The sequence below is a fragment of the Leifsonia aquatica H1aii genome (assembly GCF_000633535.1).
GTDB lineage: Bacteria > Actinomycetota > Actinomycetes > Actinomycetales > Microbacteriaceae > Leifsonia > Leifsonia aquatica_A.
Map to the genome: position 1 here is coordinate 17,945 of NZ_AYMR01000026.1, position 26,639 is coordinate 44,583.

The 26,639-nt window shown below is 70.6% G+C and carries 21 protein-coding genes and 1 pseudogene; 15 read left to right on the forward strand and 7 right to left on the reverse strand.

Translation table 11 applies throughout. The features are described 5' to 3' along the window. Positions 1-23: 23 nt before the first annotated feature. Positions 24-839, reverse strand: a complete 816-nt coding sequence (locus U870_RS0119285) for a DeoR/GlpR family DNA-binding transcription regulator (RefSeq protein ID WP_025159013.1) — start codon at positions 837-839, stop codon at positions 24-26. A 149-nt stretch (positions 840-988) separates the two neighbouring features. Between U870_RS0119285 and melA the strand changes: the two genes are divergently transcribed. Together melA and U870_RS0119295 are read left to right on the forward strand one after the other, a co-directional pair. Beyond that, positions 989-2,302: an alpha-galactosidase gene (gene melA, locus U870_RS0119290; RefSeq protein ID WP_025159014.1), complete on the forward strand. Its 1,314-nt coding sequence runs from the start codon at positions 989-991 to the stop codon at positions 2,300-2,302. Beyond that, positions 2,299-3,159 (forward strand): class II fructose-bisphosphate aldolase, encoded by an 861-nt coding sequence (locus U870_RS0119295; RefSeq protein WP_025159015.1) that lies wholly within the window; start codon positions 2,299-2,301, stop codon positions 3,157-3,159. Before melA ends, U870_RS0119295 begins: the two co-directional genes overlap by 4 nt. 95 nt (positions 3,160-3,254) lie before the next feature. Here U870_RS0119295 and U870_RS0119300 read toward each other — a convergent pair whose 3' ends face one another. Continuing rightward, positions 3,255-4,337, reverse strand: coding sequence for an amidohydrolase family protein (locus U870_RS0119300; RefSeq protein WP_025159016.1), 1,083 nt, complete (start codon positions 4,335-4,337; stop codon positions 3,255-3,257). Positions 4,338-4,476: 139 nt separating this feature from the next. On the opposite strand from U870_RS0119300, the gene U870_RS0119305 reads away from it, so the two are divergent. The 6 genes from U870_RS0119305 (at position 4,477) to U870_RS0119330 (ending at position 10,453) form a co-directional block, all read left to right on the forward strand. After that, complete coding sequence (locus U870_RS0119305) at positions 4,477-5,358, forward strand: SIS domain-containing protein (protein ID WP_025159017.1); 882 nt, start codon at positions 4,477-4,479, stop codon at positions 5,356-5,358. Positions 5,359-5,445: 87 nt separating this feature from the next. Then, positions 5,446-6,771, forward strand: coding sequence for an ABC transporter substrate-binding protein (locus U870_RS0119310; RefSeq protein WP_025159018.1), 1,326 nt, complete (start codon positions 5,446-5,448; stop codon positions 6,769-6,771). Positions 6,772-6,790: 19 nt separating this feature from the next. After that, a complete protein-coding gene (locus tag U870_RS0119315) occupies positions 6,791-7,744 on the forward strand; it encodes a carbohydrate ABC transporter permease (protein WP_025159019.1) in 954 nt (317 codons plus the stop codon). Further along, positions 7,744-8,628 carry a carbohydrate ABC transporter permease gene (locus U870_RS0119320; RefSeq protein WP_025159020.1) on the forward strand — a complete coding sequence of 295 codons (885 nt, stop codon included), beginning with the start codon at positions 7,744-7,746 and terminating at the stop codon, positions 8,626-8,628. The genes U870_RS0119315 and U870_RS0119320 overlap by 1 nt, the downstream gene beginning before the upstream one ends. Then, positions 8,625-9,569 (forward strand): carbohydrate kinase family protein, encoded by a 945-nt coding sequence (locus U870_RS0119325; protein WP_025159021.1) that lies wholly within the window; start codon positions 8,625-8,627, stop codon positions 9,567-9,569. The genes U870_RS0119320 and U870_RS0119325 overlap by 4 nt, the downstream gene beginning before the upstream one ends. After that, positions 9,566-10,453 carry a 1-phosphofructokinase family hexose kinase gene (locus U870_RS0119330; RefSeq protein ID WP_025159022.1) on the forward strand — a complete coding sequence of 296 codons (888 nt, stop codon included), beginning with the start codon at positions 9,566-9,568 and terminating at the stop codon, positions 10,451-10,453. Before U870_RS0119325 ends, U870_RS0119330 begins: the two co-directional genes overlap by 4 nt. 89 nt (positions 10,454-10,542) lie before the next feature. Here U870_RS0119330 and U870_RS23330 read toward each other — a convergent pair whose 3' ends face one another. The 4 genes from U870_RS23330 to U870_RS0119355 form a co-directional block, all read right to left on the reverse strand. Continuing rightward, complete coding sequence (locus U870_RS23330; RefSeq protein ID WP_052357845.1) at positions 10,543-12,693, reverse strand: CapA family protein; 2,151 nt, start codon at positions 12,691-12,693, stop codon at positions 10,543-10,545. Then, complete coding sequence (locus U870_RS0119345) at positions 12,690-13,775, reverse strand: D-alanine--D-alanine ligase family protein (RefSeq protein WP_081815370.1); 1,086 nt, start codon at positions 13,773-13,775, stop codon at positions 12,690-12,692. The genes U870_RS23330 and U870_RS0119345 overlap by 4 nt, the downstream gene beginning before the upstream one ends. 64 nt (positions 13,776-13,839) lie before the next feature. Further along, a complete protein-coding gene (gene alr / locus U870_RS0119350; RefSeq protein ID WP_025159024.1) occupies positions 13,840-14,979 on the reverse strand; it encodes an alanine racemase in 1,140 nt (379 codons plus the stop codon). A gap of 229 nt (positions 14,980-15,208) precedes the next feature. Continuing rightward, entirely contained in the window at positions 15,209-16,417 is a 1,209-nt protein-coding gene (locus U870_RS0119355; RefSeq protein WP_240183760.1) for an ROK family transcriptional regulator, read from the reverse strand. A gap of 167 nt (positions 16,418-16,584) precedes the next feature. Between U870_RS0119355 and U870_RS0119360 the strand changes: the two genes are divergently transcribed. The 4 genes from U870_RS0119360 to U870_RS0119375 are packed head-to-tail and all read left to right on the forward strand — an operon-like array spanning position 16,585 to position 21,439. Continuing rightward, entirely contained in the window at positions 16,585-17,511 is a 927-nt protein-coding gene (locus tag U870_RS0119360; RefSeq protein ID WP_025159026.1) for a carbohydrate ABC transporter permease, read from the forward strand. A gap of 9 nt (positions 17,512-17,520) precedes the next feature. Beyond that, positions 17,521-18,480: a carbohydrate ABC transporter permease gene (locus U870_RS0119365; protein ID WP_025159027.1), complete on the forward strand. Its 960-nt coding sequence runs from the start codon at positions 17,521-17,523 to the stop codon at positions 18,478-18,480. 56 nt (positions 18,481-18,536) lie between these two features. After that, on the forward strand, positions 18,537-19,877 hold the full coding sequence (locus tag U870_RS0119370; RefSeq protein WP_025159028.1) for an ABC transporter substrate-binding protein: 1,341 nt from the start codon (positions 18,537-18,539) through the stop codon (positions 19,875-19,877). Between the two features lie 59 nt (positions 19,878-19,936). Next, positions 19,937-21,439, forward strand: coding sequence for a glycoside hydrolase family 36 protein (locus U870_RS0119375; RefSeq protein ID WP_025159029.1), 1,503 nt, complete (start codon positions 19,937-19,939; stop codon positions 21,437-21,439). A 137-nt stretch (positions 21,440-21,576) separates the two neighbouring features. On the opposite strand, the gene U870_RS0119380 is transcribed toward U870_RS0119375, so the two are convergent. Next, positions 21,577-22,695 (reverse strand): magnesium and cobalt transport protein CorA, encoded by a 1,119-nt coding sequence (locus U870_RS0119380; RefSeq protein WP_025159030.1) that lies wholly within the window; start codon positions 22,693-22,695, stop codon positions 21,577-21,579. A 165-nt stretch (positions 22,696-22,860) separates the two neighbouring features. On the opposite strand from U870_RS0119380, the pseudogene U870_RS22820 reads away from it, so the two are divergent. The 3 genes and pseudogenes from U870_RS22820 (at position 22,861) to mraY (ending at position 26,529) form a co-directional block, all read left to right on the forward strand. Then, positions 22,861-24,303 (forward strand): annotated as a pseudogene (locus U870_RS22820) (sugar porter family MFS transporter). A 109-nt stretch (positions 24,304-24,412) separates the two neighbouring features. Next, positions 24,413-25,351 (forward strand): sugar phosphate isomerase/epimerase family protein, encoded by a 939-nt coding sequence (locus tag U870_RS0119390; protein ID WP_025159031.1) that lies wholly within the window; start codon positions 24,413-24,415, stop codon positions 25,349-25,351. 71 nt (positions 25,352-25,422) lie between these two features. Then, positions 25,423-26,529, forward strand: coding sequence for a phospho-N-acetylmuramoyl-pentapeptide-transferase (mraY, locus tag U870_RS0119395; RefSeq protein ID WP_025159032.1), 1,107 nt, complete (start codon positions 25,423-25,425; stop codon positions 26,527-26,529). The last annotated feature ends 110 nt before the right edge of the window (positions 26,530-26,639 follow it).

The following is a 26,639-nucleotide window of genomic DNA, read 5'->3' on the forward strand; positions in this document are numbered from 1 at the left end:
CGTCTCGCGCCGGCGCGGTCGCGTCACTCCTCGTCGGCCAGCACCACCTGCACGCCGGCGGCGCGCAGCTTCTCGAGCTCGACGGGGTCGGCGGACCTGTCGGTGATGAGCATCTCGACCTGCTCGATCTCGGCCATCTGCGCCAGGGCGACGCCGCCGATCTTCGACCCGTCGGCCACGACCACCGTGCGCTGGGCCTTGGCGACCATGGCGCGGTTCGTGCGCGCCTCGGTCTCGTCGTGGGTGGTCACGCCGCTGGTCGCGCTGATGCCGTCGGCGCCGAGGATGGCGGTGCCGACGTTGACGGCGTTGAAGGTGCTCTCGGCGAGCGCGCCGACGAGCTCGAGCGACTGCGGGCGGAGGAATCCGCCGGTCATCACGACGCGGACGCCGGGGTAGCCGGAGAGCAGCCCGGCGATGCTGAGCGAATTGGTCACCACGGCGATGTCGCGGTGGTTCGCGAGCGCCCGCGCGACGCCCGCCGTCGTGGTGCCGCCGCTCAGGGCGACCACGTGCCGCTCGGCGGGCAGCCTCCGGACCATGGCCTTCGCGATGGCGCGTTTCGCATCCTGGAACCGCGTGTCGCGCAGAGCGACGGGGATCTCGCGCCCGCGCTCGAGAGCGGAGGCGCCGCCGTGGGTGCGCAGGATGAGGTTCTGATCGGCGAGGTCGGACAGGTCGCGGCGTGCGGTGGCCGCCGAGATGTCGAGCGTCTCGGAGAGCTCGGCGAGACTGATGCTCCCGCGCTCCGAGATCAGCTCGAGGATCGCGACCATCCGCTGGGCACGACGCCCCGAGGTGACGCGGGCGATCAGGGATTCGGCGGCGGGAGCGACCATGGGCCCATCCTTTCGAGGGGTCTGCGCTGCGTGTCGGTGAGACGGCGCGCACCGGCGAGCCGAACCAATCGATCACTCAATATGATCACTTTAGCTGCGAATCGCTCATTCTGTTGCGCGGAGAAGACACACTACCGCAGGATCGCAGCATGCCTCAGATTGTTTTCCTCGGAGCCGGGAGCGTGGTCTTCACCCGTCAGCTCCTCGCCGACCTGTTCCGTTTCGACGACCTGCCCCCGCTGCGCATCGTGCTGCACGACATCGACGCCGAGCGCCTCCACGTCGCGCAGGGGACGGCGGAGCAGGTGGCCGCGCGCTTCGGCCGCACGGCGGAGATCGTGGCGACGCTCGACCGCCGGGAGGCGCTGACCGGCGCCGACTTCGTGATCAACATGATCCAGGTCGGCGGCATCGACGCCACCCGGGTCGACCTGGAGGTGCCCGCCGCGGCCGGCCTGCTGCAGACGATCGGCGACACGACCGGTGTCGGCGGCGTGTTCCGCGCCCTCCGAACCTTTCCCGTGCTCTCCGGCATCGCCGCCGACATGCTCGACCTCTGCCCCGACGCCTGGTTCTTGAACTACACGAACCCGATGGCGATGAACGTGTGGTGGATGTCGGTCGTGGCGCCCTCCATCAAGACCGTCGGCCTCTGCCACAGCGTCTACTGGACGGTGCACGACCTCTGCGCGCTGATCGGCGTGCCGATGGAGGGGACGCACTACCGCGCCGCGGGTGTGAACCACCAGGCCTGGCTGGTGGAGTGGTCGCACGACGGGGAGGACCTCTACCCGAAGCTGCGGGAGGCGATCGAGCGCGACCCCGAGCTGCGCCGCCGTGTTCGGGTCGAGATCTTCCGCCGCATCGGCTTCTACCCGACCGAGACCAGCGAGCACTCGTCCGAATACCTGGACTGGTTCCTCCGCTCGCCCGAGCAGATCGAGCGCTTCCGCCTGAACCCGCTCGAGTACATCGGCATCTCGGAGGAGAACGTCGCCGAGTTCGAGCACGCACGGGCAGCCCTGGCGGCCGGCGAACCCCTCGAGCTGGAGGAGGGGGCCGCCGAGTACGCGCCCCAGGTCATCCACTCGGTGCTGACCGGAACGGAGCGGATCATCCACGCCAACGTGGTCAACCGCGGACTGATCGACAACCTGCCCGAGGGCGCCGTGGTGGAGGTGCCGAGCCGCGTCGACGCGGACGGCGTCCACCCGCTGCCCTTCGGGGCGATCCCGGTGCAGGGCGCCGCGCTCAACCGCACCTACCTCTCGGTCGCCGAGCTGACCATCGAGGCCGCCCGGACGGGTGACCCCGAGCTGGTGCGGCGAGCCGTGCTGACCGACCCGAACGCCTCGTCGTCGCTGACCCCGGAGCAGATCTGGGCGCTGTGCGACGAGCTGACCGCCCGCCACGCCCCGCTGCTGCCGGTCGCCCTGGGCGGCACTCTGGAGACGACCCCGTGAGTCTCGCACCGACCCGGGAGCTCGTCGACGCGGCGGTCGCGGCCGGGGGCGCGGTGCCCGCGTTCAACGTCCTCTCGCTCGACCACGTCGAGGCGGTGGCCGCGGGGGCGGCCGAGGCCGGCACACCCGCGCTGCTGCAGCTCAGCGAGAACGCGATCGCCTTCCGTGGAGCGCCCGAGCCGTTGCTCGCCGCGTGCCGCGAGGCCGCGGAGCTGGCGGAGGTGCCGCTCGGCGTCCACCTCGACCACATCGAGGACGTGTCGCTCGTCGCCCGCGTGCTCGCCCGGGCGCAGGACTTCGGCATCGGCTCGATCATGTTCGACGCCTCCACCCTCCCGTACGCCGACAACCTCGCAGCGACCCGGGAGGTCGTCGCCCGCGCGCACGACGTCGGCGTCTGGGTGGAGGCGGAGCTCGGCGAGATCGGCGGGAAGGACGGCGCGCACGCCCCCGGCGTCCGCACGGATCCGGAGGAGGCCGCGGCCTTCGTCGCGGCGACCGGCGTCGACGGCCTGGCCGTCGCGGTCGGCAGCTCGCACGCCATGCGCGACCGCTCGGCGCAGCTCGATCTCGAGCTGATCGCGCGGCTCACCGCCGCCGTCCCGGTGCCGCTGGTGCTGCACGGGTCGTCCGGCGTCGCCGACGCGGTCATCGCCGACGCGGTCGCCGCCGGGATCCGCAAGGTCAACGTGGGCACGGCGCTCAATCTCGCCTTCACCGCGTCGCTGCGGGAGGCGCTGGCCGCCCAGCCCGACGCGGTCGACCCGCGGAAGTACACGCGCGACGCGCGAGCCGCCATGGCGGAGCTCGTCGCGCGCTTCTGCCGCGTCGTCGACGCGCGCCTCCCCACCCCCTGACCTCACCCCGCCGATTTGGACCAAATGTCGCGAAAGCGCACCGCTTTCGCGACATTTGGTCCAAATCGGCCAGGCCGTAGGGATGAGGGCGCGGGCTAGAGGGCGAGGATGCGGCGGGCGTTGCCGCGGTACACGGCCTCCAGGAGGGCCGGGTCGAGGGCGAGGGCGGAGACGTCCCAGCGACCCTGTCCCGGGACCTCGCTGTCGGGGTCGTAGCCGAAGCCCTCGTCGGCGGTCTCGAAGAACCGGTAGTGCAGGCGGTACTGGTCCGCCGTGACGGGGTAGATGTCGGTGCCGAAGAGCACGCGGTCGGGATGCTCGGCGACGAGCCGGGCGAACCTCCGCGGCTGGCGACCGAGCTCGGCCATCCGTCCGGCGGTGTCGATCGTGTAGTTCGGCGCCGCGTCCAGCAGCCGCTCGACCCGGTCGAGGTCCTCTGCGGCGCATCCGGCGTGTGCGCCGATGAAGGTCGTCCCCGGGCAGGAGAGCACGAGCGTTTCGTGCGCCGAGAGCAGGCGGTCGAAGGTCGGGTGCTTCTCCCGGTCGCCGAACCACCAGTCGGGAACGCCCGCGAGCTCGTCCAGCCGTTCGTTGTGGCGGTCGAGCGGTTCGAAGAAGGCGATCGGGTCGGCGGTGTGGATGAGCACGGGCAGGCCGAGAGCGCCCGCGTGCGCGAGCACCTCCACCACCCGCGCGTCGTCGGGCAGGATGAGCGCTCCGTCGGCATCGCGCACGGTGAGACCGAGGCTCTTCCAGACTTTGACGCCGCGCGCGCCGCGGGCCGCGCTGTCGTCGAGCGACGCGATCAGCCGGGCGACGCCGTCCGGCTGCGCCAGCAGCTCCCACTCCAGTTGGCAGAACGTGACGAACCGGCCGGGATGCGCGGCGTCGTAGCGCTCGACGTTGGCCGTCACCTCCGCGCCCCACAGGCCGTCGAGATTGACGATCGTCTCCACACCGCACTCGTCCATCAGGGCGAGCAGCGCGGGGACGTCGTCGATCATCCACCCGCCGTCGGTCAGCCAGCGGCCGAGGTGGTTGTGCACGTCGATCACGGGGTGTGCCGGCCGGGGCACGGCGGTCGTGCGCGCGCGCAGCTGGCTGCGCGGTGCCCAGTCCGCGAGGCGCAGCTCGGTGAGGGGGAGCCGGCCCTCCGGAGTCGTGTCGGTCAGGGGCATGCGAAACCTCTCTGTAACAAACAATCAGGCAGAGTGAGCGATCTGCACAGTTTCGTTGTCAAACGCTCAATGTCCGCCAATGATAAGTCCAACGCGCAACGGAGTGCGCAGCACCGCCACCGACCCACAGGAGCACCTCGTGACACTCACCTCCAGCGAAATCGCCAGCCAGCCGGACATCTGGCGCGACGCGCTCGCGACCCACGCCGACCAGGCGACCTCGCTCCTCGCCCGCCCGGGCGAGAGCATGCTCGTGCTCGGTTGCGGCACCTCGGCGTTCGTCGCCGAATCGTTCGCGTACCTGCGCGAGGGAGCCGGCCTGGGCGTCACCGACGCGGCCTACGCCTCGGAGCCGTGGACGTGGCGCGACTACGACGCCGTGCTCCTGCTGAGCCGCTCGGGCACCACCACCGAGGTGCTCGACGCACTGGACGTCATCCCGGACGGCGTCCGCACCATCGCCGTCACCGGCGTCGCCGACTCGCCGGTCGCCCAGCGCGCCGACGACGTGCTGCTGCTCGACTTCGCCGACGAGCAGTCGGTCGTGCAGACCCGCTTCCCGACCACCTTCCTCCTGCTCGCCCGGCACGCCGTCGGCCAGGACGTGAGCACCCTCCCCGCCGAGGCCGCCGCGGTACTCGGCCGCCCGCTCGACGTCGACCTCGACGGCCGCAGCCACTTCGTCTACCTCGGCAGCGGCTGGACCTACGGTCTCGCCCAGGAGGCCGCCCTCAAGATCCGCGAGGCCGCGCAGGCCTGGGCCGAGTCGTACCCGGCGCTGGACTACCGCCACGGCCCGCTCGCGGTCGCCGACGCCCGCTCGCTGGTCTGGATCATCGGGCCCTCCGAGCAGAGCCTGGTCGAGGACATCGAGCGCACCGGCGCGACCGTGCGCACCAGCACGTCCGACCCGCTGATCGAGCTCGCCCAGGCGCAGCGTCTCGCCGTCGCCGTCGCCGAGCGCGCCGGCCTGAACCCGGACGCCCCGCGTCACCTGACCCGCTCCATCGTGCTGGGCTGACCCCGCAGCCCGCTCCGTCGTGCCCGGCCGTCCCGCAGTCGGGCACGACAGAATCCACACAGCAGAACCCACAAGGGAGAACCGAAGATGTTGACTCCATTCCGCAGGCGGGCGCTCCGCGCCACCGCCGTCCTGGCCGCGACGGCCGGGATCGTCGCCCTCGCCGGCTGCAGCGGCTCGCAGGGTGCGACCACGCTGGACACCAAGGCGAAGGTGCAGATCGAAGTCTGGTCCGGACAGGCCGACGCGGCGCAGAAGGTGATCGAGGGCCTCGCGAAGGAGTTCGAGCAGGCCCACCCGAACGTGTCGATCAACCTCTCTCCCGGTGCCTCCTCGACCGATCAGCTGCTGCAGAAGCTCTCCGCCGGATTCGCGGGAGACCAGTACCCGGACATGTCGTACGCGTTCGGCTCGTGGGCCGGCCAGCTGGAGGCCTCGGGACGCACCCTCGACATCTCGGACGAGGTGAAGAAGCCCGAGGTGAAGTGGGACGAGTTCACCGCCGCCGCCCGCGGGACCGCCCAGCCCACCGGCTCCAAGGTGATCGGCTTCCCGGCCGTCGTCGACAACATCGGACTGCTCTACAACAAGACCCTTTTCGACAAGGCCGGCCTGGCCTACCCGACCCCGGACTGGACGTGGGACGACTTCCGGGAGGCGGCGAAGAAGCTGACCGACCCGGCCAACCACATCTACGGCTACGGCTACTCGGTGTCCGGCAGCGAGGAGACCACCTGGCAGTTCTGGCCGCACCTGTGGCAGGCCGGCGGCGCCATCCTGAACGACGACGCGACCAAGGCGGAGTTCGCCTCGAAGGCCGGCGACGACGCCCTCTCGTTCCTGCGGTCGATGGCCGTGGACGACAAGAGCGTCTACCTCGACCAGACGGATGTGAAGTTCGGCCAGCTGTTCGTCAACGACCGCATCGGGATGATCACCTCCGGTCCGTGGCAGCTGTCGGACCTGAAGACCGGCGGCACGAAGTACGGCGTCGTGCAGCTCCCGGGCACGGACGGGGATCACCAGACGGTGTCCGGCCCCGACATCTGGGCGCTCTTCGACCACCACGACAAGAACCGCGCCTACTGGGCCACCCAGTTCGCGCAGTGGCTGACGTCCGCCGAGCAGGACGAGCGGTTCAATGTGGCGATCGGCAACCTCCCGCTGCGCTCGTCGGAGGCGTCGTCCGACGCCGTGGCCAAGGAGGCGGCCGAGTACCCCGGCTACGAGGTGTTCGTCGCGAACTCCGCGAACGTGAAGCAGACGCGCCCGACCACCAAGGGCTACGCCGCCCTGTCGGTCGCCGTCGGCAAGTCGATCTCGCAGGTCCTCCAGGGCGACGGCGAGCCGAAGGCGGCGCTGGAGCAGGCCGCCGCGACCGCCGACGCCGCCCTGGCCAAGGACAAGAAGTAGGAGCGGCGAGGACACCCGAATGGCAGACACCACCGCCCATGCGCTCCCGCGGCCCGGCGCGTCCTCGGACGCGGCCGGGGCGCGGCGGGCGCGCCGGCGCCGCGGGCTCACCTCGGCGCTGACCGGCTGGGGATTCGTCGCCCCGGCCACCCTGATCATCCTCGGCCTCTCGATCTTCCCCGCGCTGTGGGCGTTCGTGCTGTCGTTCCAGAGCTGGGACGGCTTCAGCGACGCCACCTGGGTCGGGGGCGACAACTACTCCCAGTTGATGAGCGACGCGGAGTTCGGCAACGCCGTGCTCAACACCGTCGGGTTCACGCTGCTGTTCGTGCCGGCGTCGGTGCTCCTCGGGCTCTTCCTCGCCGTCGCGCTCAACCGGCGCATCCGGTGGATGGGCTTCTACCGCACCGCGATCTTCGTCCCCTTCGTCGCGTCGGCGGCCTCCACCGGCATCCTGTCGACCTACCTGTTCAGCCCGCAGTTCGGCCTCGTGAACAACGTGCTCCGGGTGCTGCACCTGCCGCAGCAGGGCTGGCTGGACGACCCGAATCAGGCGATGATCGTGATCGCGATCATGTCGCTCTGGGGCTCGGCCGCGTTCACGACCGTGATCTACCTGGCCGCGCTGCAGGATGTGCCCGGCGACCTCATCGAGGCGGCGCGCATCGACGGCGCCAACCCCTGGCAGACGTTCTGGCGGATCGTGTGGCCCCAGCTCGCGCCGGTCACCGCGTTCGTCGCGATCTGGCAGACGATCCAGGCCATCCAGCTGTTCGACCTCGTCTACACGACCACGCGCGGCGGCCCGCTCGACGCGACGAAGACGATCGTCTACTTCCTGTACGACAAGGCGTTCCACGCGCTGGAGTTCGGCTACGGTTCCGCCGCCGCCTACGTGCTCTTCGCCGTGACGCTGCTCATCACCATCGGCGTCGTCGTCATCCAGCGTCGCCGCGGTTCGGAGGCGTTCTGATGACAGCCCTTCTCTCCGAGGTCTCGGACGCCGCCCGCACGGTCGCCGCCGAGCCGCAGCAGCGTTCCCGCAAGCGGCGCCTGAGCGGGTGGCACTTCGTGCTCTTCCCGATCGCGATCCTCTTCCTGGTCCCGTTCGCGCAGATGGCGCTGGCGTCGTTCTCGCCGGCGAAGGAGCTGGTGGCCTTCCCGCCGCCGTTCATCCCCTCGCACTTCACCCTCGACGGCTACGTCAAACTGTTCGGCCAGACCGACATCCTGCTCTGGCTCGGCAACACGGTCATCGTGTCGGCCACCGCGATCGTCTCGAACATCGTGCTCTGCTCGCTGGCCGGATACGGCTTCGCGCGGCTGAAGTTCGCCGGTCGCGACTTCGGGTTCCTGATGATCCTCGCGACCATCATGATCCCGACGCAGCTGCTGATGATCCCGACCTACATCCTGTTCGCCAAGCTCGGCCTGCTGAACGGGCTCGGCGCGGCCATTGTCCCGTGGCTCGCGACGGCCTTCGGCATCTTCCTGATGCGCCAGTTCTTCCTGTCGCTGCCTGCGGAGCTGGAGGAGGCCGGCGCGATCGACGGCTGCAACCGCTGGCAGGTCTTCTTCCGGATCGTGCTGCCGCTCGCCCGCCCGGCCCTCGCCACCCTGGCGATCTTCACCCTGCTGGGTGCATGGAACGACCTGGTCTGGCCCCTGATCGCGATCAACAGCCAGTCGGCGTTCACGCTCCAGCTGGGCATCGCGAACTTCCAGGGCGCGCACCAGACCGATTGGAGCCTGATCATGGCGGGCAACGTGATCGCCACGCTTCCCCTCATCCTGTTCTTCCTCTTCGCGCAGCGGCAGTTCATCGCCACTATGACGTTCTCGGGGCTCAAGGGATGAGCGGCGTGGACGTCCTGGTCGTCGGCGACGCCAACCCCGACCTCCTGCTCACCGGCGACACCGTCCCCCGGTTCGGCCAGGCGGAGCAGCTGCTCGACTCGGCGGAGCTGCTGCTGGGCGGAAGCGCGGCGATCGTCGCCTGCGGCCTGGCCCGGCTCGGCCTGCGCACCGCCCTCGCGGCCGTGGTCGGGGCCGACCAGTTCGGCGCCGTCGTGCTCGACCGGCTGCGCGACGGGGGCGTGGACGACTCCGCGATCGAGATCGACGCCGCGCGGCCGACGGGGCTCTCGGTGGTGCTCTCCGAGCCCGGGGACCGCGCCATCCTCACGCTGCCCGGCACCATCCCCGCACTGACCCCGGATGCCGTGCGCGCGGCGGTCGCGCGGCTGCGGCCGCGGCACGTGCACGTCGCCTCCTACTTCTTGCTCCCCGGCCTCGCCGCCGAGCTGCCGGTGCTGCTCGACGAGATCGCGGCCACCGGTGCGACCATCAGCCTCGACACCAACTGGGACCCGGCGGAGCGGTGGACCGGACTGGACGCGGTGCTCCCGCGCGTCGACGTCTTCCTGCCGAACCGCGAGGAGGCACTGGCCATCGCCGCGGCGGTGGACGGCCGGGCGCACGACCACCTCGACGATGCGGCGGCGGCGCTCTCCGCGCTCGGTTGCCGCGTCGTCGTCAAGGCCGGCGCGGAGGGCGGACTCGCCTTCGAGGGCGGCCGGCGCACGGCATCCGCCCCCGGCCTGGTGCTCGACGTCGTCGACACGACCGGCGCGGGCGACAGCTTCGATGCCGGTTACCTCGCTGCGCTGCTGGAGGGAGTCGAGGGCGAGGAGGACCGGCTGCGCTGGGCCGCGGTCGCCGGTTCCCTCTCCGTCCGCGGCACCGGCGGGACGGGGGCGCAGGCCACCCGCGACGAGCTCCGGGAGGCGCGGGTATGACCGTCCACACCCTCGGGCTCACCCCGGCCCTCGACGTCGTCTACGTGCTCGACGAGGTGCGGTTGGGCGGCATCCACCGCCCGCCCGTCGTCCTCCGGTCGGCCGGCGGCAAGTCGCTGAACGTCGCGCGCGCACTCGCCCTGCTCGGCGCCCAGACGCGCGCCGTCGTCCCTCTGGGCGGGAGGATCGGCGACCTCGTCGCCGATCTGCTGGCCGGCAGCGATGTCGAGGTCGACCGCATCCCGACCGCCGTCGAGACACGGCTGTGCATCACGGCCTGCGACACCGGCTCCCGCGCCCTGACCGAGTTCTACGAGCCCGTCACCGAGTTCGACGTGCCGCTCGAGGCCGTCGCCGAGCGCCTGCGTTCCGTCGCCCCCGGCGAGTGGCTGACCGTCTCCGGCGCGATGCCGGTCGGGACGGATGCAGCGGAGTTCGCCGCGATCCTGGCGGCCGAAGCCGACCGGGGGGTCCTGCTCGCGATCGACGTGCACGGCCCGGCGCTCGGCGAGATCATCGATCGTGCGCGTCCGCGGCTCGTCAAGGTGAACCGCGGCGAGGCCGCCGACCTGACCGGGGCTCCCGACCGGGAGCTCTCGGCCCGGCGCCTCGTCGAGCGCGGCGCCGGGATCGCGGTCGTGACCGACGGCGAGGCGGGCTCGGTCGCCGCGACCGCGTCCGGCGACCTCATCACGGCACCGCCGGTCGACCGCCCCGGGCTCTTCCCGGTGGGGAGCGGGGACTGCTACCTCGCCGGGCTCGTCGGATCGCTGGACGGGGGTGCCGAGCTCGCCCGTGCGCTGGCTGTGGCGGCCGAGATCGGCGCCGCGAACGCACAGGTGCCCGGCGCGGCGGTCTTCGACGCGCCCCTCCTCTTCGCCTGACCGTCCCACCTCCTCCTCTCCACCCGCTCGAGGTTCACGTCGTCGCGCTCATTCGGGCGGAATGAGCGCAACGACGTGAACCTCGGCGGTCAGCCGGCGGGGCGGGGCCGGGTGAGCATGCCGTCCGCGGCGATCCGTGGCGCCGTCGCGGGGAAGTCGCGGCGGCCGAACGCGTCCACGAGGGCGGCCGCGCGACCATCCGGGTCCGGTACGGGCGCGCCGTCGTCGAAGGCGAAGTGGACGGAGCGCATCCGGCCGCGGGCGAAGCTGCCGTCGGCGTGGAGGCTCACGTCGAGGTAGACGCCGTAGCGCGTGGCCTGCTCGGCGCCGAAGACGCCCCCGCCCCCGAAATTGCCGAGGCTGTAGGCGATGAGGCGCCCGCGATAGAACTCCGCGCCCCGCAATGTGTGCGGTCCGTGGCCGAGGACGAGGTCGGCCCCGGCATCGACGGCGGCGTGCGCGAACGCCACGACGTCGCCGCGATTCTCGCCGTACATCCGCTCCACGCCCGGGGCGACGACGTTCGCGTCGGGACCCTCGGCTCCCAGGTGCGCCTGCACCACCACGACATCCGCGGATGCCGCCGCCGCGGCGACCACCCGCCGGACGTGCCGCAGATCGGTCACCCGGTTGAAGCCCTGGTACGGGGCGAAGCCGATCATCGCCACGGTCGTGTCGCCGATCCGCGTGCACACGATCTCGTCGCGGTCTCCGACGGCGCGGATGCCGTGTGCGGCGAGCCCGGCCCGGGTGTTCGCGTAGCCTTCGTCGCCGAAGTCCTTGCTGTGGTTGTTCGCCAGGTTCAGGAGGTCGAACCCGGTGAAGTACGCGGCGGTCCCCGGTGCGCTGCGGAAGGCGAGGCAATCCGCATCGGCGCCGCACTTGTCGTACCCGGTGTCGTCCGAGATCACCTGCTCCAGGTTCCCCGTCACGATGTCGCCGGTGAGCCACGGGCGCACGGCGTCGAAATGGTGCTCCCCGCCGTCCGCGGGCACCCGGTGGCCGACATCGTGGATGAGCAGGTCGCCGGTGGCGCCGATGCGCACCTCCCCGCTGCGGGACGCGGCCTGCGCGGGCGGTGTGGGTCCGCAGCCGGGGATCGCGGTCGCGCCTGCGGTGACGAGACCGGCGGCGACCAGCACCACGACCGCGATGGAGGTCCGCCAGGGCACGCCGCGTCCGCGGCGAGCGAGCGCGCCCGGCGCCGTCCAGCGCGGCAGATCGAACAGCCAGGACGCCCCGTCGCGCAGCAGCAGGCGGTGGAGCCCCAGGCTGCCGGCGACGAGGGCGGCGGTGAGGATCACCGGCAGCACCACGGCCGCCGCCAGCTGGACGGCGACCCGGGAGCCCGACAGCCAGCCGGCGAGGAGGAAGTCCGCCAAAGCGAGCAGGGGCATGTGGATCAGATAGATCGGCAGGCTGAGCTGCCCGAGCCGGCCCAGTCCCGCACCGACGACGCGGAGCCGCGACAGTGCGGGCGCGATGCCCAGGCCGGCCGACACCCCGATCACCGACACCGCGAACCACACGCCCGGCACCTGTTCGGAGCCGGTGAGCCGCATGGCCGCGAACGCCGCCGCGTAGCCGCCGACGAGCAGGAGTGCGATCGGCAGGCGCACGCGGGCGAGCAGACGACGCAGCTGCGGGGCGAGATGCAGCCCCAGCAGGAAGAAGGTGAGGTTGTAGAGCAGCGACCCGCGATTGCTCACCACCTCCACCCAGCCGGCGGAGACCACGACCGACAGCACCGCCGCCGCCCCGATGAGCGGCCAGGCCGGGAGGCGCGCGAACGCCTTCGCGACCACGAAGTACACCGCCAGCGCGTAGAGGTACCAGGTGTTGGGCGGGCTGATCGTGACCGACTCCACGAATTCCGCGACGCCGCGCGGGACCAGGGTCGGGAAGTCGGGGAAGGCCCACATGGCGGCCATGTGGATGAGCGACCACAGCAGGTAGAGGTAGAGGAACCGTGCGACGCGGGTGCGGGCGACCACCGCCCACGGCCGGGTGAGGGCGTTCGCGGCGAAGTATCCAGAGACCAGCAGGAACAGGGGCATCAGGAACGGCCAGATGACATCGCCGAACAGGCCCCAGATGCCGGGGATCGGCACGCCGAGCTGCCAATCGATGTTCAGGTAGCTCTTCATGACGACGTGCCAGAGCACCACGAGCAGGATGAGCGCGCCCTTGAGCGCGTCACCCCAGCCTTCGCGCGCGGTCGGGGCGGCGGCGTCCGTCATCGAGCCGGCCCGCTGCCGGACGTCGACGCAGTGGTCGCAGGCGTCGCTGTCGTCGCGGCCGTCACCGCGGCGCTCAGCGCCACCTCCAGGAGCTCGGCGACCAGGCTGGCGTAGTCCAGGCCGAGGGCGGCGTACATCCGGGGCACCTGCGACGCCTCGGTGAAGCCCGGAGTGGTGTTCACCTCGTTGAGTAGCACGCCCGCCGGGGTGAGGAAGAAGTCGAAGCGTGCGACTCCCGCGCAGCCGAGGGCGTCGTAGAGGGCGGTGGCCGCCGCCTCGATCTCCGCCTGCTCGCCGGCCGTGATGGGCGCGGGCACGGTGAACGATGCGGTGCCGTCGTACTTCTGGTCGCGGCCGAACACACCGCCGTCGGCCACGCCGATCTCGAGCGCGGCACCGGCCCGCAGCGCGCCACGGCTGTCGCGGAAGACCGCGATGTCGACCTCGCGGCCGACGACGAACGCCTCGACGAGCGCGGTGCTCCCGGCGGAGAGGGCGTGGTCGATCGCCGGACCGAGCTCGGCGGCCTCCCGGACCACGGAGACCCCGTTGCTGGACCCGCCCGTCGTCGGCTTCACGACCACGGGAGGGTCGAGCCGGATCGAGGCGGGATCGGCGCCCGGGCGCACCAGCAGCGCGGGCGCGGTCCGGATGCCCAGGGCCTCCGCCACGAGCTTCGTGACCCATTTGTCCATCCCGATCGCCCCGGCGCGCACCGGGGAGCCGGCGAAGGGGACGCCGGCCAGGCTCAGGAGCCCCGCGATCGAGCCGTCTTCGCCGTTCACACCGTGCAGCACGGGGAAGGCGAGGTCGCAGGAGCCGAGGAGGGCCACCGCCTGCGCGGCGGAGAGGGTCAACCGGCCGGCGACGTGCCAGCCGCCGGAGCGGTCGATCGTCACCGGCACGGCGTCGTGGCCGAGGTCGCGGACGGCCCGCGCGACGGCCGCGGCCGAGGCGAGCGAGACTTCGTGCTCGTCGTTCGCTCCGCCGCCGATGATAGCGACCCGCAGGACGCCCCTCTCCGGAGCCGCGTCCGCTGCGCGCACCGCATCCGCCCTCGGCCGCGTCTCTGCCTCTCGCATCAGGTCTGCCTCTCGGGTCGCTTCCGCCTCTCGCGCGATGTCTGCCTCTCGGGTCGTCTCCGCCTCACGCATCGACCGCCTCCTGACGCTGCGCCTCGCCGGTCGAGGTGCGGTGGACCCGCGCCACCCTGCTGCCGACGCGGGTGACGATCTCGTGCTCGATCGTCCCGGCCCAGCCGGCCCACTCGGCGACGGTGGGTTCGCCGTGCCCACCCGGGCCGAACACGGTGACCTGCTCGCCGGGCGCGACCTCGTCGTCCCCGGTGTCCACGACCACCATGTCCATCGAGAACCGCCCGACGAGGGGACGGCGACGGCCGCGGATGAGCACGGCGGCCCGCTCGGACGCCGCGCGGGGCAGCCCGTCGCCGTACCCGAGCGGGAGCAGGGCGAGGTGCGTGCGCCGCTCCGCGATGTGGTCCAGGCCGTAGCCGATGCCCGTCCCCGTCTCCACCTCCCGGGACGTGACGACGTGCGTGACGAGTGAGAGCGCCGGGCGGAGGGCGTGGGAGGTGCCCGACGGGTCGATGCCGAAGAGCCCCGCCCCGATCCGGTGCAGCCCGAACCCGTCGCCGACCCCGGTGACCGTGGCGGCCGTCGCGGCGAGGTGCGTGACCGCGGGGGCGAGACCCCGGCGGCGTGCGGTGCGCACGGCGTTCGCGAAGACCAGGCGTTCGCGGAGGTTCTGCGGATGGTCCGGCTGGTCGGCGCACGACATGTGACCCATCACCCCGACGACGTGGATGCTGCCGAGATGCTCCAGCTCCCGTGCGATCGTGCACAGCGCCGGCCACGCCGTGATCGGGGATCCGTCCCGCGCCATGCCCACGTCGACGTGCAGGTGGACACGCGCACGGCGCCGGAGCAGCGCTGCCGACCGGGCGACCGCGTGCAACAGCGCCGGACTGGACACGGCGAGGTCGACGTCGGCGAGCACGGCGGCGCCGAAGTCGGCGTCGACCGGGTTGAGCCAGCTCAGGATCGGAGCGCGGACCCCGGCGGCCCGCAGAGCGAGGGCCTCGTCGATGGACGTGACGCCGACGGACCGGGCTCCGGCCTCCAGGACCGCGTGCGCGATCGCCCCGTGCCCGAAGGCGTCGGCTTTGAGCACCGCCATCAGCCGGTCGCCGGTGACCGCCGCGAAGTGCTCCGTATTCGCCCGAATGGCCTCGTCGTGGACGATCAGCTCGGATGTCCAGGCCATCAACGCGCCGGCTCGAGCTCGGCGGACGGCCGCAGTGTCGTGATCCCCATGCGTCCCAGCGTCCCGGGTTCCGGCCGCCGGATCGTCATCCGAACGGTTGACGTGCTTCATCCGCGAGGGCGAGATTCGGATCCGCCGCCACCCGCCGACGCCGCCCGCCGCCGCCCGCCGAGGTTCACGTCGTTGCGCTCATTCGGCCGGAATGAGGGCAACGACGTGAACCTCGGGGTCAGCCGGCCGAGCGGAGCAGCTCCATCGACTCCGCCGGGCTGGGGAAGGCGTCGCGGGCGACGACGGCGCCCTCGAGCACCGCGCGCAGGTGGTTCTCGGCGAGGCTGATGCCGCCCATGGCGACGGCCTCCGAGCCCAGTGTGGAGGCGATGACCGCGGGAGGCAGCGGGACGATCCCGCGCAACGTCCGCTCGAACCGGGGGAGGAAGACGTCGGCGCTCGGGGAGCTGCCGCCGCCGATCACGAGGAGCTCCGGGTCGATGGCGAGCGTGAGCGCGGCGGCGCCGGTGGCGAGGTCGTCGGCGAACTCGTCCACCGCGGCGACGGCGGCGGGGTCCCCTGCTCGTGCGGCCTCGAAGATCTCCTGCCGACTGGGGCGCGGGGTGGCGAGCACCGAGCTGCCGTACTGCTCGTTCAGCTCCTGCCAGCGCAGCTCCGGCATCTCGCCGACGATGCCCGCGGCCCCGTGGACCCCGCGGTGCACCTTCCCGCCGACGATGGAGGCACCGCTGGTCCGGGCCCCGCAGAGGATGTAGACGACGTCGGTGCGGTCGCGCGCCGCACCGATGGCCAGTTCGGCGTGCGCTCCGAGGGCGACGTCGCCCTCCACCAGCACCGCCGCGTCGAACTCGCGCCGGAACCGCTCGCGCAGGTCGAGGCCGATCCAGCCGGGCATGCCGGTGCCGCCGAAGTGGAGCACCTCGCCCGCCGTGCTGATCGCACCGGGCGACCCGATGGCGACCGCCCAGGCCGCGCTCCGATCGAGGCCGAGGCTCGCCAGCAGCTCGTCCGCCACCGCGAGCGCGGAGACGACGCGCTCCTCCGCAGGGACCTCCTCCTCGGTGGGCACGGTGAGATGACCGCACACCTGACCGGTGAGGTCCGTGACGACCGCGTAGATGTGGTTCGCGCCGATGTCGAGCGAGAGGAACCGCCCGAGCCCCGCGGCCATCCGATACGAGGCGGCCGGCCGGCCGAGCCGTCCGGCGGGGGAGCCGTCCCACGGCACGAGCCAGCCGAGCTCGACGAGATCGGTCACGATCGCGTCGACCGCCGTGCGCGACAGCCCGGAGTCCGCGGCGAGGTCGCGCATGGTCTGGGGATGGTCCATCACGGCGCGCAGGATCCCCCAGGAGTTCATCCGGCGCAGCAGGGAACGGCTTCCCACGGACCCCTCGATCGTCTGAACCACGGCCTCACGCGCCATGTCGCTCCTCGCTCTTGCCATTATTAACGCCAAGTTGCATAATTAACTCGCTCACCCCGACTTTACCGCGGATGAGCACCCTGCGGATCGGCGAATCGCTCGCGGATCCGGCGAATTCGACCCTGCGCCGACGGCGAGCAGCTCGTCCCGGTCGCGGAGAGGTACCTATGACAGCCCTCCTCCCGAGAGCCGCGACCCGCGGCCGCTCCCCGCGACTCCCGCGGCGACGGCTGCGGGACGACCGTCGCGTCGCCTGGCTCTTCATCGCACCGGTGCTCATCGGCTTCGCGGTGTTCTACCTGTATCCGACCATCCGCGGGTTCTGGTGGTCGTTCACCGACTACAGCCTCCTGACCGACCCCTCGTTCGTCGGCATCGACAACTACGTCGCCGTGCTGCAGGACAAGGAGTTCTGGAACTCCATGGGCGTCACGCTCTCCTACGTGATCGTCAACGTCACCACGCAGACGGCGCTCGCGCTCCTCCTCGCGGCGCTGATGCACCGGCTGACCCGCTCGGTCATGCTGCGCACCACCCTGCTCCTGCCCTGGCTCGTCCCGAACGTGACGGTGGGCCTGGTCTGGCTGTGGCTGCTCGACACGAACCTCGGCTTCGTGAACCACCTCATCACGTCGATGGGGCTGCCGGCCGTCGGATTCTTCACCAACCCGGCCCTCGCCATCCCCACCATCTCGATCGTGAACACCTGGGCGTTCACGGGCTACACCGCCCTCTTCTACGCGGGGATGCTGCAGATCCCGGGAGACCTCTACGAGAGCGCGTCGCTCGACGGGGCGGGGGAGTGGCGGCTGTTCACCCGCATCACCCTCCCGCTGCTGCGGCCGGTGATGGCCCTGGTGCTCGTGGTCTCGCTGATCGGGTCGTTCCAGATCTTCGACACGGTGGCGGTGACGACCAAGGGCGGACCGGTCAACGCCACGAGGGTCATCTACTACTACATCTACCAACAGGCGTTCACGTTCTTCCACATGGGCTACGCGGCGACGATGGCCATCGTCCTCGTGGTCATCCTCGGCGTGCTGACGGCCGTGCAGCTCCGCCTCCTCCGCGCCTCCGAATCCCAGCTCGCCTAGGACACCGCCATGACGACAACGCAGCCGACCGTGCCGACCCTCGACGCCGCCGCACGGCCTCCCGCCCCGCCGCTCGCCGCCCGCCGCGAACGGCGCCCCTTCTCGATCGGACGCACGCTGGGCTGGATCGTCCTGATCGTCTCGTTGATCCTGACGCTCTTCCCCTTCTACTGGATGCTGAAGACCGCCCTCACGCCCGCCGCGGACGTGATCAGGGACTCCGGCTCGTTCTTCCCCGGCAGCCCGACGCTGATCAACTTCGCCCGGGTGCTCGGCTTCCTGAGTCCCGCCGAGGACCAGGCGGCGGGAGGCTCGGGCGCCTCGATCAACTTCCTGCTGTACCTGTGGAACTCGATCGTGTACTGCGCCCTGATCGGGTTCTTCCAGACGCTGTTCTGCTCCATGGCCGGCTATGCCTTCGCCCGCCTGCGCTTCCCCGGCCGCAACGCACTGTTCGCCATCCTGATCGCCGCCCTGATGGTTCCCGGCATCTTCACGCTGCTGCCGAACTTCGTCCTGGTGCGCGACCTGGGCCTGCTCAACACGATCTGGGGCATGGTCGCCCCCAGCCTGCTGATGACGCCGTTCGCCCTGTTCTTCCTGCGGCAGTTCTTCCTCAACATCCCCACGGACGTCGAGGAGGCCGCCATGCTCGACGGCGCAGGCAAGGCGCGCGTGTTCTGGCGCATCGCCCTGCCGATGAGCCGGGGTCCGCTCATCACGATCGGTCTGATCACCGTGGTCTGGGCGTGGAAGGACTACCTCTGGCCACTCCTGATCGGCCGCGACGAAGGGGTGCGCACCATGACCGTCGCCCTCGGCGTCTACCTCCAGCAGTCGCCGAACACCCAGCCCGACTGGACCGGTCTGATGGCCGGTTCGACCCTCTCGGTCGTCCCGGTGCTCGTACTGCTCATCTTCCTGGGCCGCCGGATCGTCGAATCCCTCAACTTCACCGGCATCAAGTGACCAGGAACCACCCTGGACCTCCCCCATCGCACCATCCAACACAGAGAGAGAAATCAATGACAAAGGTACGTCGCGTCGCCGCCATCGCCGCCGCCGCCGCACTCCTGGTCGGCGTCTCGGCCTGCTCCTCCTCGGGCTCGGGATCCGACGAGAAGGTGACCCTGAACTACTGGATGTGGGACGACACCCAGGTGCCCGCCTACCAGCAGTGCGCCACCGACTTCGAGAAGGCCAACCCGAACATCACGATCAAGATCAGCCAGAGCGCGTGGGGCCAGTACTGGACCAACCTCTCCACGCAGATCGCCGCGGGCAGCGCGCCCGACGTCTGGGTCGACCAGGTGTCGTACTACCCCCAGTTCGTGCAGGACAAGCAGATCGTAGACATCGAGCCCTACGTCAAGAAGGACAAGATCGACCTCTCGCAGTACGTGGACGGCCTCGCCGACCTGTGGAAGGTCGACGATGCGCGCTACGGCCTACCGAAGGACTGGGACACGATGGGCCTGGTCTACAACAAGGCCGATCTCGCCGCGGCGGGCGTCGACGAGAAGTCGCTCTCCGACCTCACCTGGAACGCGAAGGACGGCGGGACCTTCGAGCAGCTGATCGCGAAGCTGACGGTCGACAAGAACGGCCACAACGGACTCGACCCCGCGTTCGACAAGAACAACGTGAAGACCTTCGGCTTCCTCCCCGAGTGGGCGGACGGCTCGCAGGGGCAGAACGGCTGGGGCAACCTGGCGGTCTCCAACGGCTGGTACTACTCCGACAAGAACCCGTTCGGGACGACCTTCAACTACGACCAGTCGAAGCTGACCGACACCGTGCAGTGGCTCGCCGACCTGTCGAAGAAGGGCTATGCGCCCAAGCTCGACGTGCAGTCCACCCTCGCCCGGTCCGAGGTGCTCGACAACGGCGGCGGCGCGCTGACGACCCTCGGCTCGTTCAACCTGGCCTCCTACACGGGCAAGACCGACCAGTTCGGCTTCGCCCCGCTGCCGATCGGCCCGGAGGGGCGCAAGACCGCGATCAACGGCCTGTCCGACGCGATCTACGCCGGCTCCAAGCACAAGGACCAGGCGTGGGAGTGGGTCAAGTACCTCGCCTCCGCCGACTGCCAGAACACCGTCGCCGCGACCGGCGTCGTCTTCCCCGCGATCAAGGAGGCCTCGGAGAAGTCGGCCCAGGTACGCGAGGGCGAGGGCCTGAACGCCCAGGTGTTCCTGGACGAGCAGCAGGCGAAGGACGGCACGTTCATCCTCCCGATCAGCTACCACGGCACCGAGATCAGCCAGATCGTGCAGGACGCCATCCAGAGCGTCGCGCTCGGTCAGAAGGACGCGAAGGCGTCGCTGACCGAGGCGAACAAGCAGGTCAACGCCCTCTTCAAGTAGTGACGATCCGCGCGGGGGCGGCGACCCGCCGCCCCCGCGCACCACACAGAAAGCCCACCATGCTGCACACCTTCGACTTCGGATCCGTGCGGATCCCCGCCAACGTCACCGGATCGCCGACCGCGGTGCCGGGAGGCCACCTGGTTCCCGCCGGGCCCGTCGCCCTCCTGCACCCCTTCGGCGACACCGAGTTCTACCGCCACGGCTGGAACTCGTGGAGCCCGTCCGGCTGGGCGCGCACCGACGGCGAGACCATCGGCATCAAGGACAGCCCGCGGCGCCTGCTCACCGCCGACGATGCGGCGAACGAGACGCCGCAGCTCCACTCGGGAAGCGCGGTCGGTGCGGTCGTCGGCGACACCGGCGACGTGCTGCTGCTCGGTGGCCTCGGACTCGGGACCCCGCGGGTCGGGGCCGACGGCAACGTGCTCTGGGGTCGTGCCGAGGAGAGTTCGGCGGAGTGGTTCGTCGGATACGGACCCGAGATCGAGGTGTTCGCCGCCTACGCCGACCTCGTGGCGGAGCGGCTCGGGAGGCGCTCGCTGCGGGCCGGGGCCGTGTGGAGCAGCTGGTACTCCTTCTTCGAGGACATCGACGAGGACCTCATCCGGCGCACGGTCACCGATCTCGCCGGCTACCCATTCGACGTCTTCCAGCTCGACGACGGCTGGGAGCCCATCGTCGGCGACTGGACCGCGAACGCGAAGTTCCCGTCGGGCATGGCGGCGACGGCAGGGACGATCGCCGACGCCGGGTTCCGCCCCGGTCTCTGGCTCGCGCCGCTGATCGCCCTGCCCGACTCCGACATCGCCCGCACCCGTCCCGATCTGCTGGTGCAGGATGACGACGGCCGCCCGCTGGTCAGCGGGTACAACTGGGACTCCCACTACTACTCCCTCGATACGACGCAGGCCGAGGTGAAGGACCACCTGCGCGAGGTGTTCGAACGCGTCACCGGCTGGGGATTCCGCTACCTGAAGCTCGACTTCATGTACGCGGGTGCCATCGCCGGCACCCGCAGCACCGCAGTCCACCGCGAGACCGCGTACCGGGAGGCCGTGCAGCACATCCGCTCGGTCGTCGGGGACGACGTCTACCTGCTCGGCTGCGGAGTGCCGATGATCCCCTCGGTCGGGGTGTTCGACGGGGCCCGGGTCGGACCGGACGTCGGCGCGTTCTGGGACAACGCGGAGCGGGTGGGCGACCCGTCCGGCGTCGGAGCACGCAATTCGATCGTCTCCTCCATCAACCGCGCCTGGATGAAGCGCCTCTACGAGGTCGACCCTGACGCCGTCTACTTCCGCAGCGTGCGCAGCCTGCTCTCCGACGGCGAGCGTCGGGCGTTGCGCGACACGGCCGCCGTGCTCGAGTTCCGCTCCACCTCCGACCCGCTCGAATGGCTCACGGCGCCGGAGCGCCAGGAACTGCGGGACTACATGCAGGAGACCGCGCCCATCGAGCAGACCGGTCGCTATGCCTTCCGGGTCAGCGGACGGGAGGTCGATCTCACGTCGATCGTGACGGGGGAGACCGCCGCGGAGGCGGCCTCGCTCGTCGGCTGACGCCCCTGCCCCTCCGCTCCCGCCGCCGACGTCTGCCGCCGGCCCCTGCCGACGTTCACGTCGTTGCGCTCATTCCGCTCGAATGAGAGCAACGACGTGAACCTCGGAAGGGCGAGCGGGCGGAGGGCCGGCGGTGCCTACATCCACCGGCTCCGCTTGAAGATCCAGTAGAGCAGAGCGGCGAACGCGACCATCCCGACCACCGCCAGCGGGTAGCCGAACGCCCAGTGGAGTTCCGGCATGTTGTCGAAGTTCATCCCGTACACCGCGGCGATCAAGGTGGGGGCGAACAGGATCGCCGCCCATCCCGAGATCTTCTTCATGTCCTCGTTCTGCCGCTGGGCCACGAGGGTCGAGTTCACCTCGAGGATCTGGGAGAGCGCCGCCCGGTACTCGGCGACCCGGGTGTTCACGCGCGTGAGGTGATCGGAGACGTCGCGCAGATACGCCTGCAGCGCCTCGGGGATGTCGTAGGCGCCGAAACCCCTGGTCAGTGCGTCGAGCACTTCGGCCAGGGCGGAGGTGGCGTGCTGCAGGTCGATGACCTCCTGACTGAGGCGGTAGATGCGCTCGGCCGCGGCGGCGTCGCCGCTGAACACCTGGCGTTCGATCTGCTCCTTGTCGACGGCGATCCCGGTGAGCACCGGCACGTAGCCGTCCACGATGGCGTCGAGGAGCCGGTAGACGACGGCCTCGGGGCCGAGGCGCAGGAGCCGCTCGTCCGCCAGGAGGGTGCGCTCCGGGCGGTCGGACCGCAGGATCTCGTCCTCGTCGAAGTCCGCGCCGTCGGTGCCGTCGAGCCAGCGCCCGTCCTGGCAGAGGACGGCCACCGCGCCGGGGCGGACGAGCAGATGGAACTCGGCGAAGTCGACCTCCTCCGTCGCATCGAGGTAGCGGGCCGACCGCACCACGAGGAAGAGCACTTCGCCGTAGCGGTCGAGCTTCGGCCGCTGGTGCGCGTGGATCAGATCCTCCACGAGCAGGGGATGCAGGCCCCAGGCGGCCTCCAGGTCGTGGATGTCGGCCGGTGTCGGCGTCGGGTACAGGAACATGGCCATGCGATCAGGAGCGGCCTCGGCGAAGCGCAGCCCGTCGGCCACCGTGGCGTCGACGGGAGCGTTCTCGGCGCGGCCGTCGCTCACGTATCGGGTGAGGTGCGGTGTCGGCGTCGGTCGTGGGGCCGCCTCGGTCGCCGACGGCCGGCGGAGGATGCCCATCCGGCGCGGGGGAGTCGCGTCTCGGCGTCGCTCGCTCACTCGGTCCTCCTTCGACGGCAGTGGATGCTTCTGTCAGCGTACGGGGCGGTGGCCGCCAGGCGGAGTTGCGCGGCATTCGTCAGGTTGATAGTTTGTCCTATCAAAGATGCCATATCTCAGATGTCCGAGTGTGTAGCTCAAAGGTGAGATACGAAAGGTCCGAGCATGTCCCACATCCCCAGCACGGAGACGGTCTCGTCCCGCGCCCTCCCTCCCCTCGGTGGTCCGAGCAGATACAACCGGCGCGTCGGCACCGTCGCGGTGATCGCGACCTTCGGCGGACTGCTCTTCGGTTATGACACCGGGGTGCTCAACGGGGCGCTCGGTTTCATCGTCGACTACTTCGGGCTGAACCCGGTCGAAGAGGGGCTGATCACCTTCAGCCTGCTGATCGGCGCCGCCATCGGGGCACTGGTCGGCGGTCGCGTCGCCGACCGCTTCGGCCGCCGCCGGACGATCGTGGTGCTGGCCGTCGTCTTCTTCATCGGAGCGGTCGCGAGCGCGGTCTCGCCGACGTACGGTGTGTTCCTCGCGTCGCGGTTCGTCCTCGGGCTCGCGGTCGGCGGCGCCTCCGTGACGGTGCCCGTCTACCTCGGCGAGATCGCGCCCTTCGAGAAGCGCGGCGGCGTCGTCAGTCGCAACGAGCTGATGATCGTCAGCGGTCAGTTCCTCGCGTTCCTCTTCAACGCGATCATCGGGAACATCTGGAGTGCTCACGCCGACGTCTGGCGCTACATGCTCACGATCGCCGCGGTCCCGGCCATCGTGCTCTTCATCGGGATGCTGCGGCTGCCCGAGAGCCCGCGCTGGCTCCTCCTGAAGGGGCGCTCCGACGAGGCCCTGGCGGTGCTCCGGAGCGTGCGCTCGCCTGAGCGCGCGGAGGCCGAGCACGCCGAGGTCGCTGCGCTCATCGAGGAGGAGCGGGAGCTCACGGCGGGCTACAGCGCGTGGGCGGAGATCCGCTCCCAGCCGTGGATCAGGCGGCTCATCCTCATCGGCATGGGCATCGCCGCCTTCCAGCAGCTCACCGGCATCAACTCGATGCAGTACTACGGGACCCAGGTGCTCGAGCAGGCCGGATTCGAGCGGGACTCGGCGCTCACCTTCAACGTCCTCATCGGCGTGATCTCGATCGTCGCCATGCTCATCGCCCTCCCCCTGCTCAACCGCTTCAGCCGGCGCGGGATGATGCTGTTCGGCTTCACGGGCATCCTCGTGTCGCATGTGCTGGTCGGATACTTCGGACTCGCGCTCCCCGAGGGCGACCCGGCACGGGCGTGGGTGCTGCTGGTGTGCATCCTGCTCTTCGTCGGGCTGATGCAGGGCACCCTCGGGCCGCTGGCCTGATTGATGCTCTCCGAGATCTTCCCGCTGCGCCTGCGGGGGCTCGCGATGGGACTCGCCGTCCTCGTGCTCTGGGTCACCAACGCGATCATCTCGCTGTCCTTCCCCTCGCTCGTCGCCTCGCTCGGCTTCGGCACCTTCCTGCTCTTCGCGTTCGTCGCGGCCCTCGCGCTGCTGTTCATCGCCGTCGCGGTGCCCGAGACGCGGGGCCGCACCCTGGAGGAGCTGGAGGAGCAGTTCGTGAAGCGCTACAACACCGCCTGACCGATGCCCGCCCCCACCCGACGAGGCACCCATCGACCGGGGGCGCCCGCACCCCGATGACCGCCCGCACCCCGATGACCGCCCGCACCCCGATGACAGGGAGACGACCATGACCGACACCGCCCTCGCCCGCACCGACACCGCCGGCACCGGATTGCGCATCGGGACGGCTCCCGACTCCTGGGGGGTCTGGTTCGCCGACCACCCGCGCCAGATCCCGTGGCAGCGGTTCCTCGACGAGGTGCAGGCTGCCGGCTACCACTGGATCGAGCTCGGCCCCTACGGCTATTTGCCGACCGATCCCGGGCGACTGCTCGACGAGCTCGCCGCGCGCGACCTGCGGATCAGCGGGGGCACCGTGTTCACGGGCTTCCACCGCAGGGCGGCGAACGAGGAGGCGGCGCTCGAGCAGGTCCATCGGGTGGCGGAGCTCACGCGGGCGGTCGGCGGTCGGCACATCATCGTCATCCCGGACCTCTGGCGCTCTGAGACCTCCGGTGCGCCGCTGGAGGAGCGCAGCCTCACCGCCGACCAGTGGGGGCGGCTCGCCACCGGCCACGATCGGCTGGGCCGGCTGCTTCTGGAGGAGTACGGCCTGAAGCAGCAGTTCCATTCGCACGCCGACTCGCATGTCGGCACCCACCGGGAGGTCGAGCGACTGCTGGAGCTGACGGACCCGCACCTGCTCAACCTGTGCCTCGACACCGGGCACTTCGCGTACTACGGCGGGGACAGCGTGGCGTTGATCCGGGAGCATCCCGACCGGATCGGATACCTGCATCTCAAGCAGATCGACCCCGGACTGCGATTCGAGGTGCTCAAGAACGACGTGCCGTTCGCCGACGCCGCCATCGAGGTGATGGTCGAACCGCCGGCCGGCATCCCGGAGTTCGCGCCCGTCATCGAGGCCGTGGCCGCCATCGATCCGGACATCTTCGCGATCGTCGAACAGGACATGCCCGGCATCGACATCGACGTTCCGCTCGGAGTCGCCCGCCGGACCCGGGAGCACATCCTCGGCTGCACCCCGCTCGCCCGGGCGCGCTGAGCGTCCCGCCGGCCGCGCCGCCGGCCGTGGCGGATTCGGGATTCCCCGCGGCGGCCTGCCAGGATGCCTAGGTGGGGACCCTTCTACTCGCCGGCAGTCTCGCGCTCGTCTTCTCGCTCGCGCTCACCCCGGCCTTCATCCGACTGTTCACGAAGCTGGAGCTGGGCCAGTACATCCGAGAGGACGGCCCCCAGTCGCATCACACCAAGCGCGGCACGCCGACGATGGGCGGGATCGTCTTCATCCTGGCGACGCTCTTCGGCTTCTTCACCGCCGCTCTCGTCAACGGCGGCGAGGGCATCACCCCGTCTGCGCTGCTGGTGCTGCTGATGCTGGTCGGGATGGCCGCCGTCGGCTTCGTCGACGACTTCCTCAAGGTGCGCAACCAGCGCAGCCTCGGGCTCGGCGGATGGTCGAAGGTGCTCGGCCAGGTGGTGGTCGGAACCGTCTACGCGATCCTCGCGATCTCCCTGCCGGGCTCCGACGGGGTCACCCCCGCTTCGACCGCGATCTCCGCCATCCGCGACATCCCCGCACTCGACTTCGCCCGGATCGCCACGGCGGTCCCGATCGTCGGGATCGTCCTCTACATCCTGTGGGTCAACGTCCTCGCGGCGGCGACGACCAACGGCGTGAACCTCGCCGACGGGCTGGACGGGCTCGCGACGGGCGCATCGATCCTCTCCATCGGGGCCTACGTCTTCATCGGCTTCTGGCAGTTCAGCCAGTCCTGCACCAATCCGACGCTCCACCCCGACAACGTGAGCGTGTGCTACACCACGTCGGATCCGCTCTCCCTCGCCATCGTCGCGGCCGCGATCTGCGGCGGGCTCATCGGCTTCCTCTGGTGGAACACCAATCCCGCCAAGATCATCATGGGCGACACCGGCGCGCTCGGGCTGGGCGGTGCGCTCTGCGCCCTCGCCATCGAGACCCGCACCGAGCTCCTGCTGATCGTGATCGGCGGCCTCTTCGTGATCGAGGCCGGCTCCGTGATCATCCAGCGGGCGTACTTCAAGGCGACGCGGGGCAAGCGGCTGTTCCTGATGACACCCATCCATCACACGTTCGAGCTGATGAACTGGCACGAGGTGACCATCGTCGTGCGGCTGTGGATCGTCGCCGGCATCCTCGTCGCGGTCGGCGTCGGCGCCTTCTACCTGGAGTGGCTCGGCTAGCGCCCGCTCCCGCTCGCGCCGCCTCGCATCCCGCTCGCGCCGCCTCGCATCCCGCTCGCGCCGCCTCACGCCCCCTCGCAGCCCGTCGAAGTTCACGTCGTTGCCCCCAT

Excerpts from the sequence above, each read along its gene's own strand:
- U870_RS0119355 (WP_240183760.1), bottom strand. The coding sequence starts at position 16,417 with ATGGCGCGTGAGGCCGTGGTTCAGACGATCGAGGGGTCCGTGGGAAGC.
- U870_RS0119330 (WP_025159022.1), top strand. The coding sequence starts at position 9,566 with ATGACCGTCCACACCCTCGGGCTCACCCCGGCCCTCGACGTCGTCTAC.
- U870_RS0119375 (WP_025159029.1), top strand. The coding sequence starts at position 19,937 with ATGCTGCACACCTTCGACTTCGGATCCGTGCGGATCCCCGCCAACGTC.
- U870_RS0119390 (WP_025159031.1), top strand. The coding sequence starts at position 24,413 with ATGACCGACACCGCCCTCGCCCGCACCGACACCGCCGGCACCGGATTG.
- U870_RS0119360 (WP_025159026.1), top strand. The coding sequence starts at position 16,585 with ATGACAGCCCTCCTCCCGAGAGCCGCGACCCGCGGCCGCTCCCCGCGA.
- U870_RS0119320 (WP_025159020.1), top strand. The coding sequence starts at position 7,744 with ATGACAGCCCTTCTCTCCGAGGTCTCGGACGCCGCCCGCACGGTCGCC.
- U870_RS0119285 (WP_025159013.1), bottom strand. The coding sequence starts at position 839 with ATGGTCGCTCCCGCCGCCGAATCCCTGATCGCCCGCGTCACCTCGGGG.
- melA (WP_025159014.1), top strand. The coding sequence starts at position 989 with ATGCCTCAGATTGTTTTCCTCGGAGCCGGGAGCGTGGTCTTCACCCGT.
- U870_RS0119300 (WP_025159016.1), bottom strand. The coding sequence starts at position 4,337 with ATGCCCCTGACCGACACGACTCCGGAGGGCCGGCTCCCCCTCACCGAG.
- U870_RS0119315 (WP_025159019.1), top strand. The coding sequence starts at position 6,791 with ATGGCAGACACCACCGCCCATGCGCTCCCGCGGCCCGGCGCGTCCTCG.
- U870_RS0119365 (WP_025159027.1), top strand. The coding sequence starts at position 17,521 with ATGACGACAACGCAGCCGACCGTGCCGACCCTCGACGCCGCCGCACGG.
- alr (WP_025159024.1), bottom strand. The coding sequence starts at position 14,979 with ATGGCCTGGACATCCGAGCTGATCGTCCACGACGAGGCCATTCGGGCG.
- U870_RS0119345 (WP_081815370.1), bottom strand. The coding sequence starts at position 13,775 with ATGCGAGAGGCAGAGACGCGGCCGAGGGCGGATGCGGTGCGCGCAGCG.
- U870_RS0119370 (WP_025159028.1), top strand. The coding sequence starts at position 18,537 with ATGACAAAGGTACGTCGCGTCGCCGCCATCGCCGCCGCCGCCGCACTC.
- U870_RS0119325 (WP_025159021.1), top strand. The coding sequence starts at position 8,625 with ATGAGCGGCGTGGACGTCCTGGTCGTCGGCGACGCCAACCCCGACCTC.
- U870_RS23330 (WP_052357845.1), bottom strand. The coding sequence starts at position 12,693 with ATGACGGACGCCGCCGCCCCGACCGCGCGCGAAGGCTGGGGTGACGCG.
- U870_RS0119310 (WP_025159018.1), top strand. The coding sequence starts at position 5,446 with ATGTTGACTCCATTCCGCAGGCGGGCGCTCCGCGCCACCGCCGTCCTG.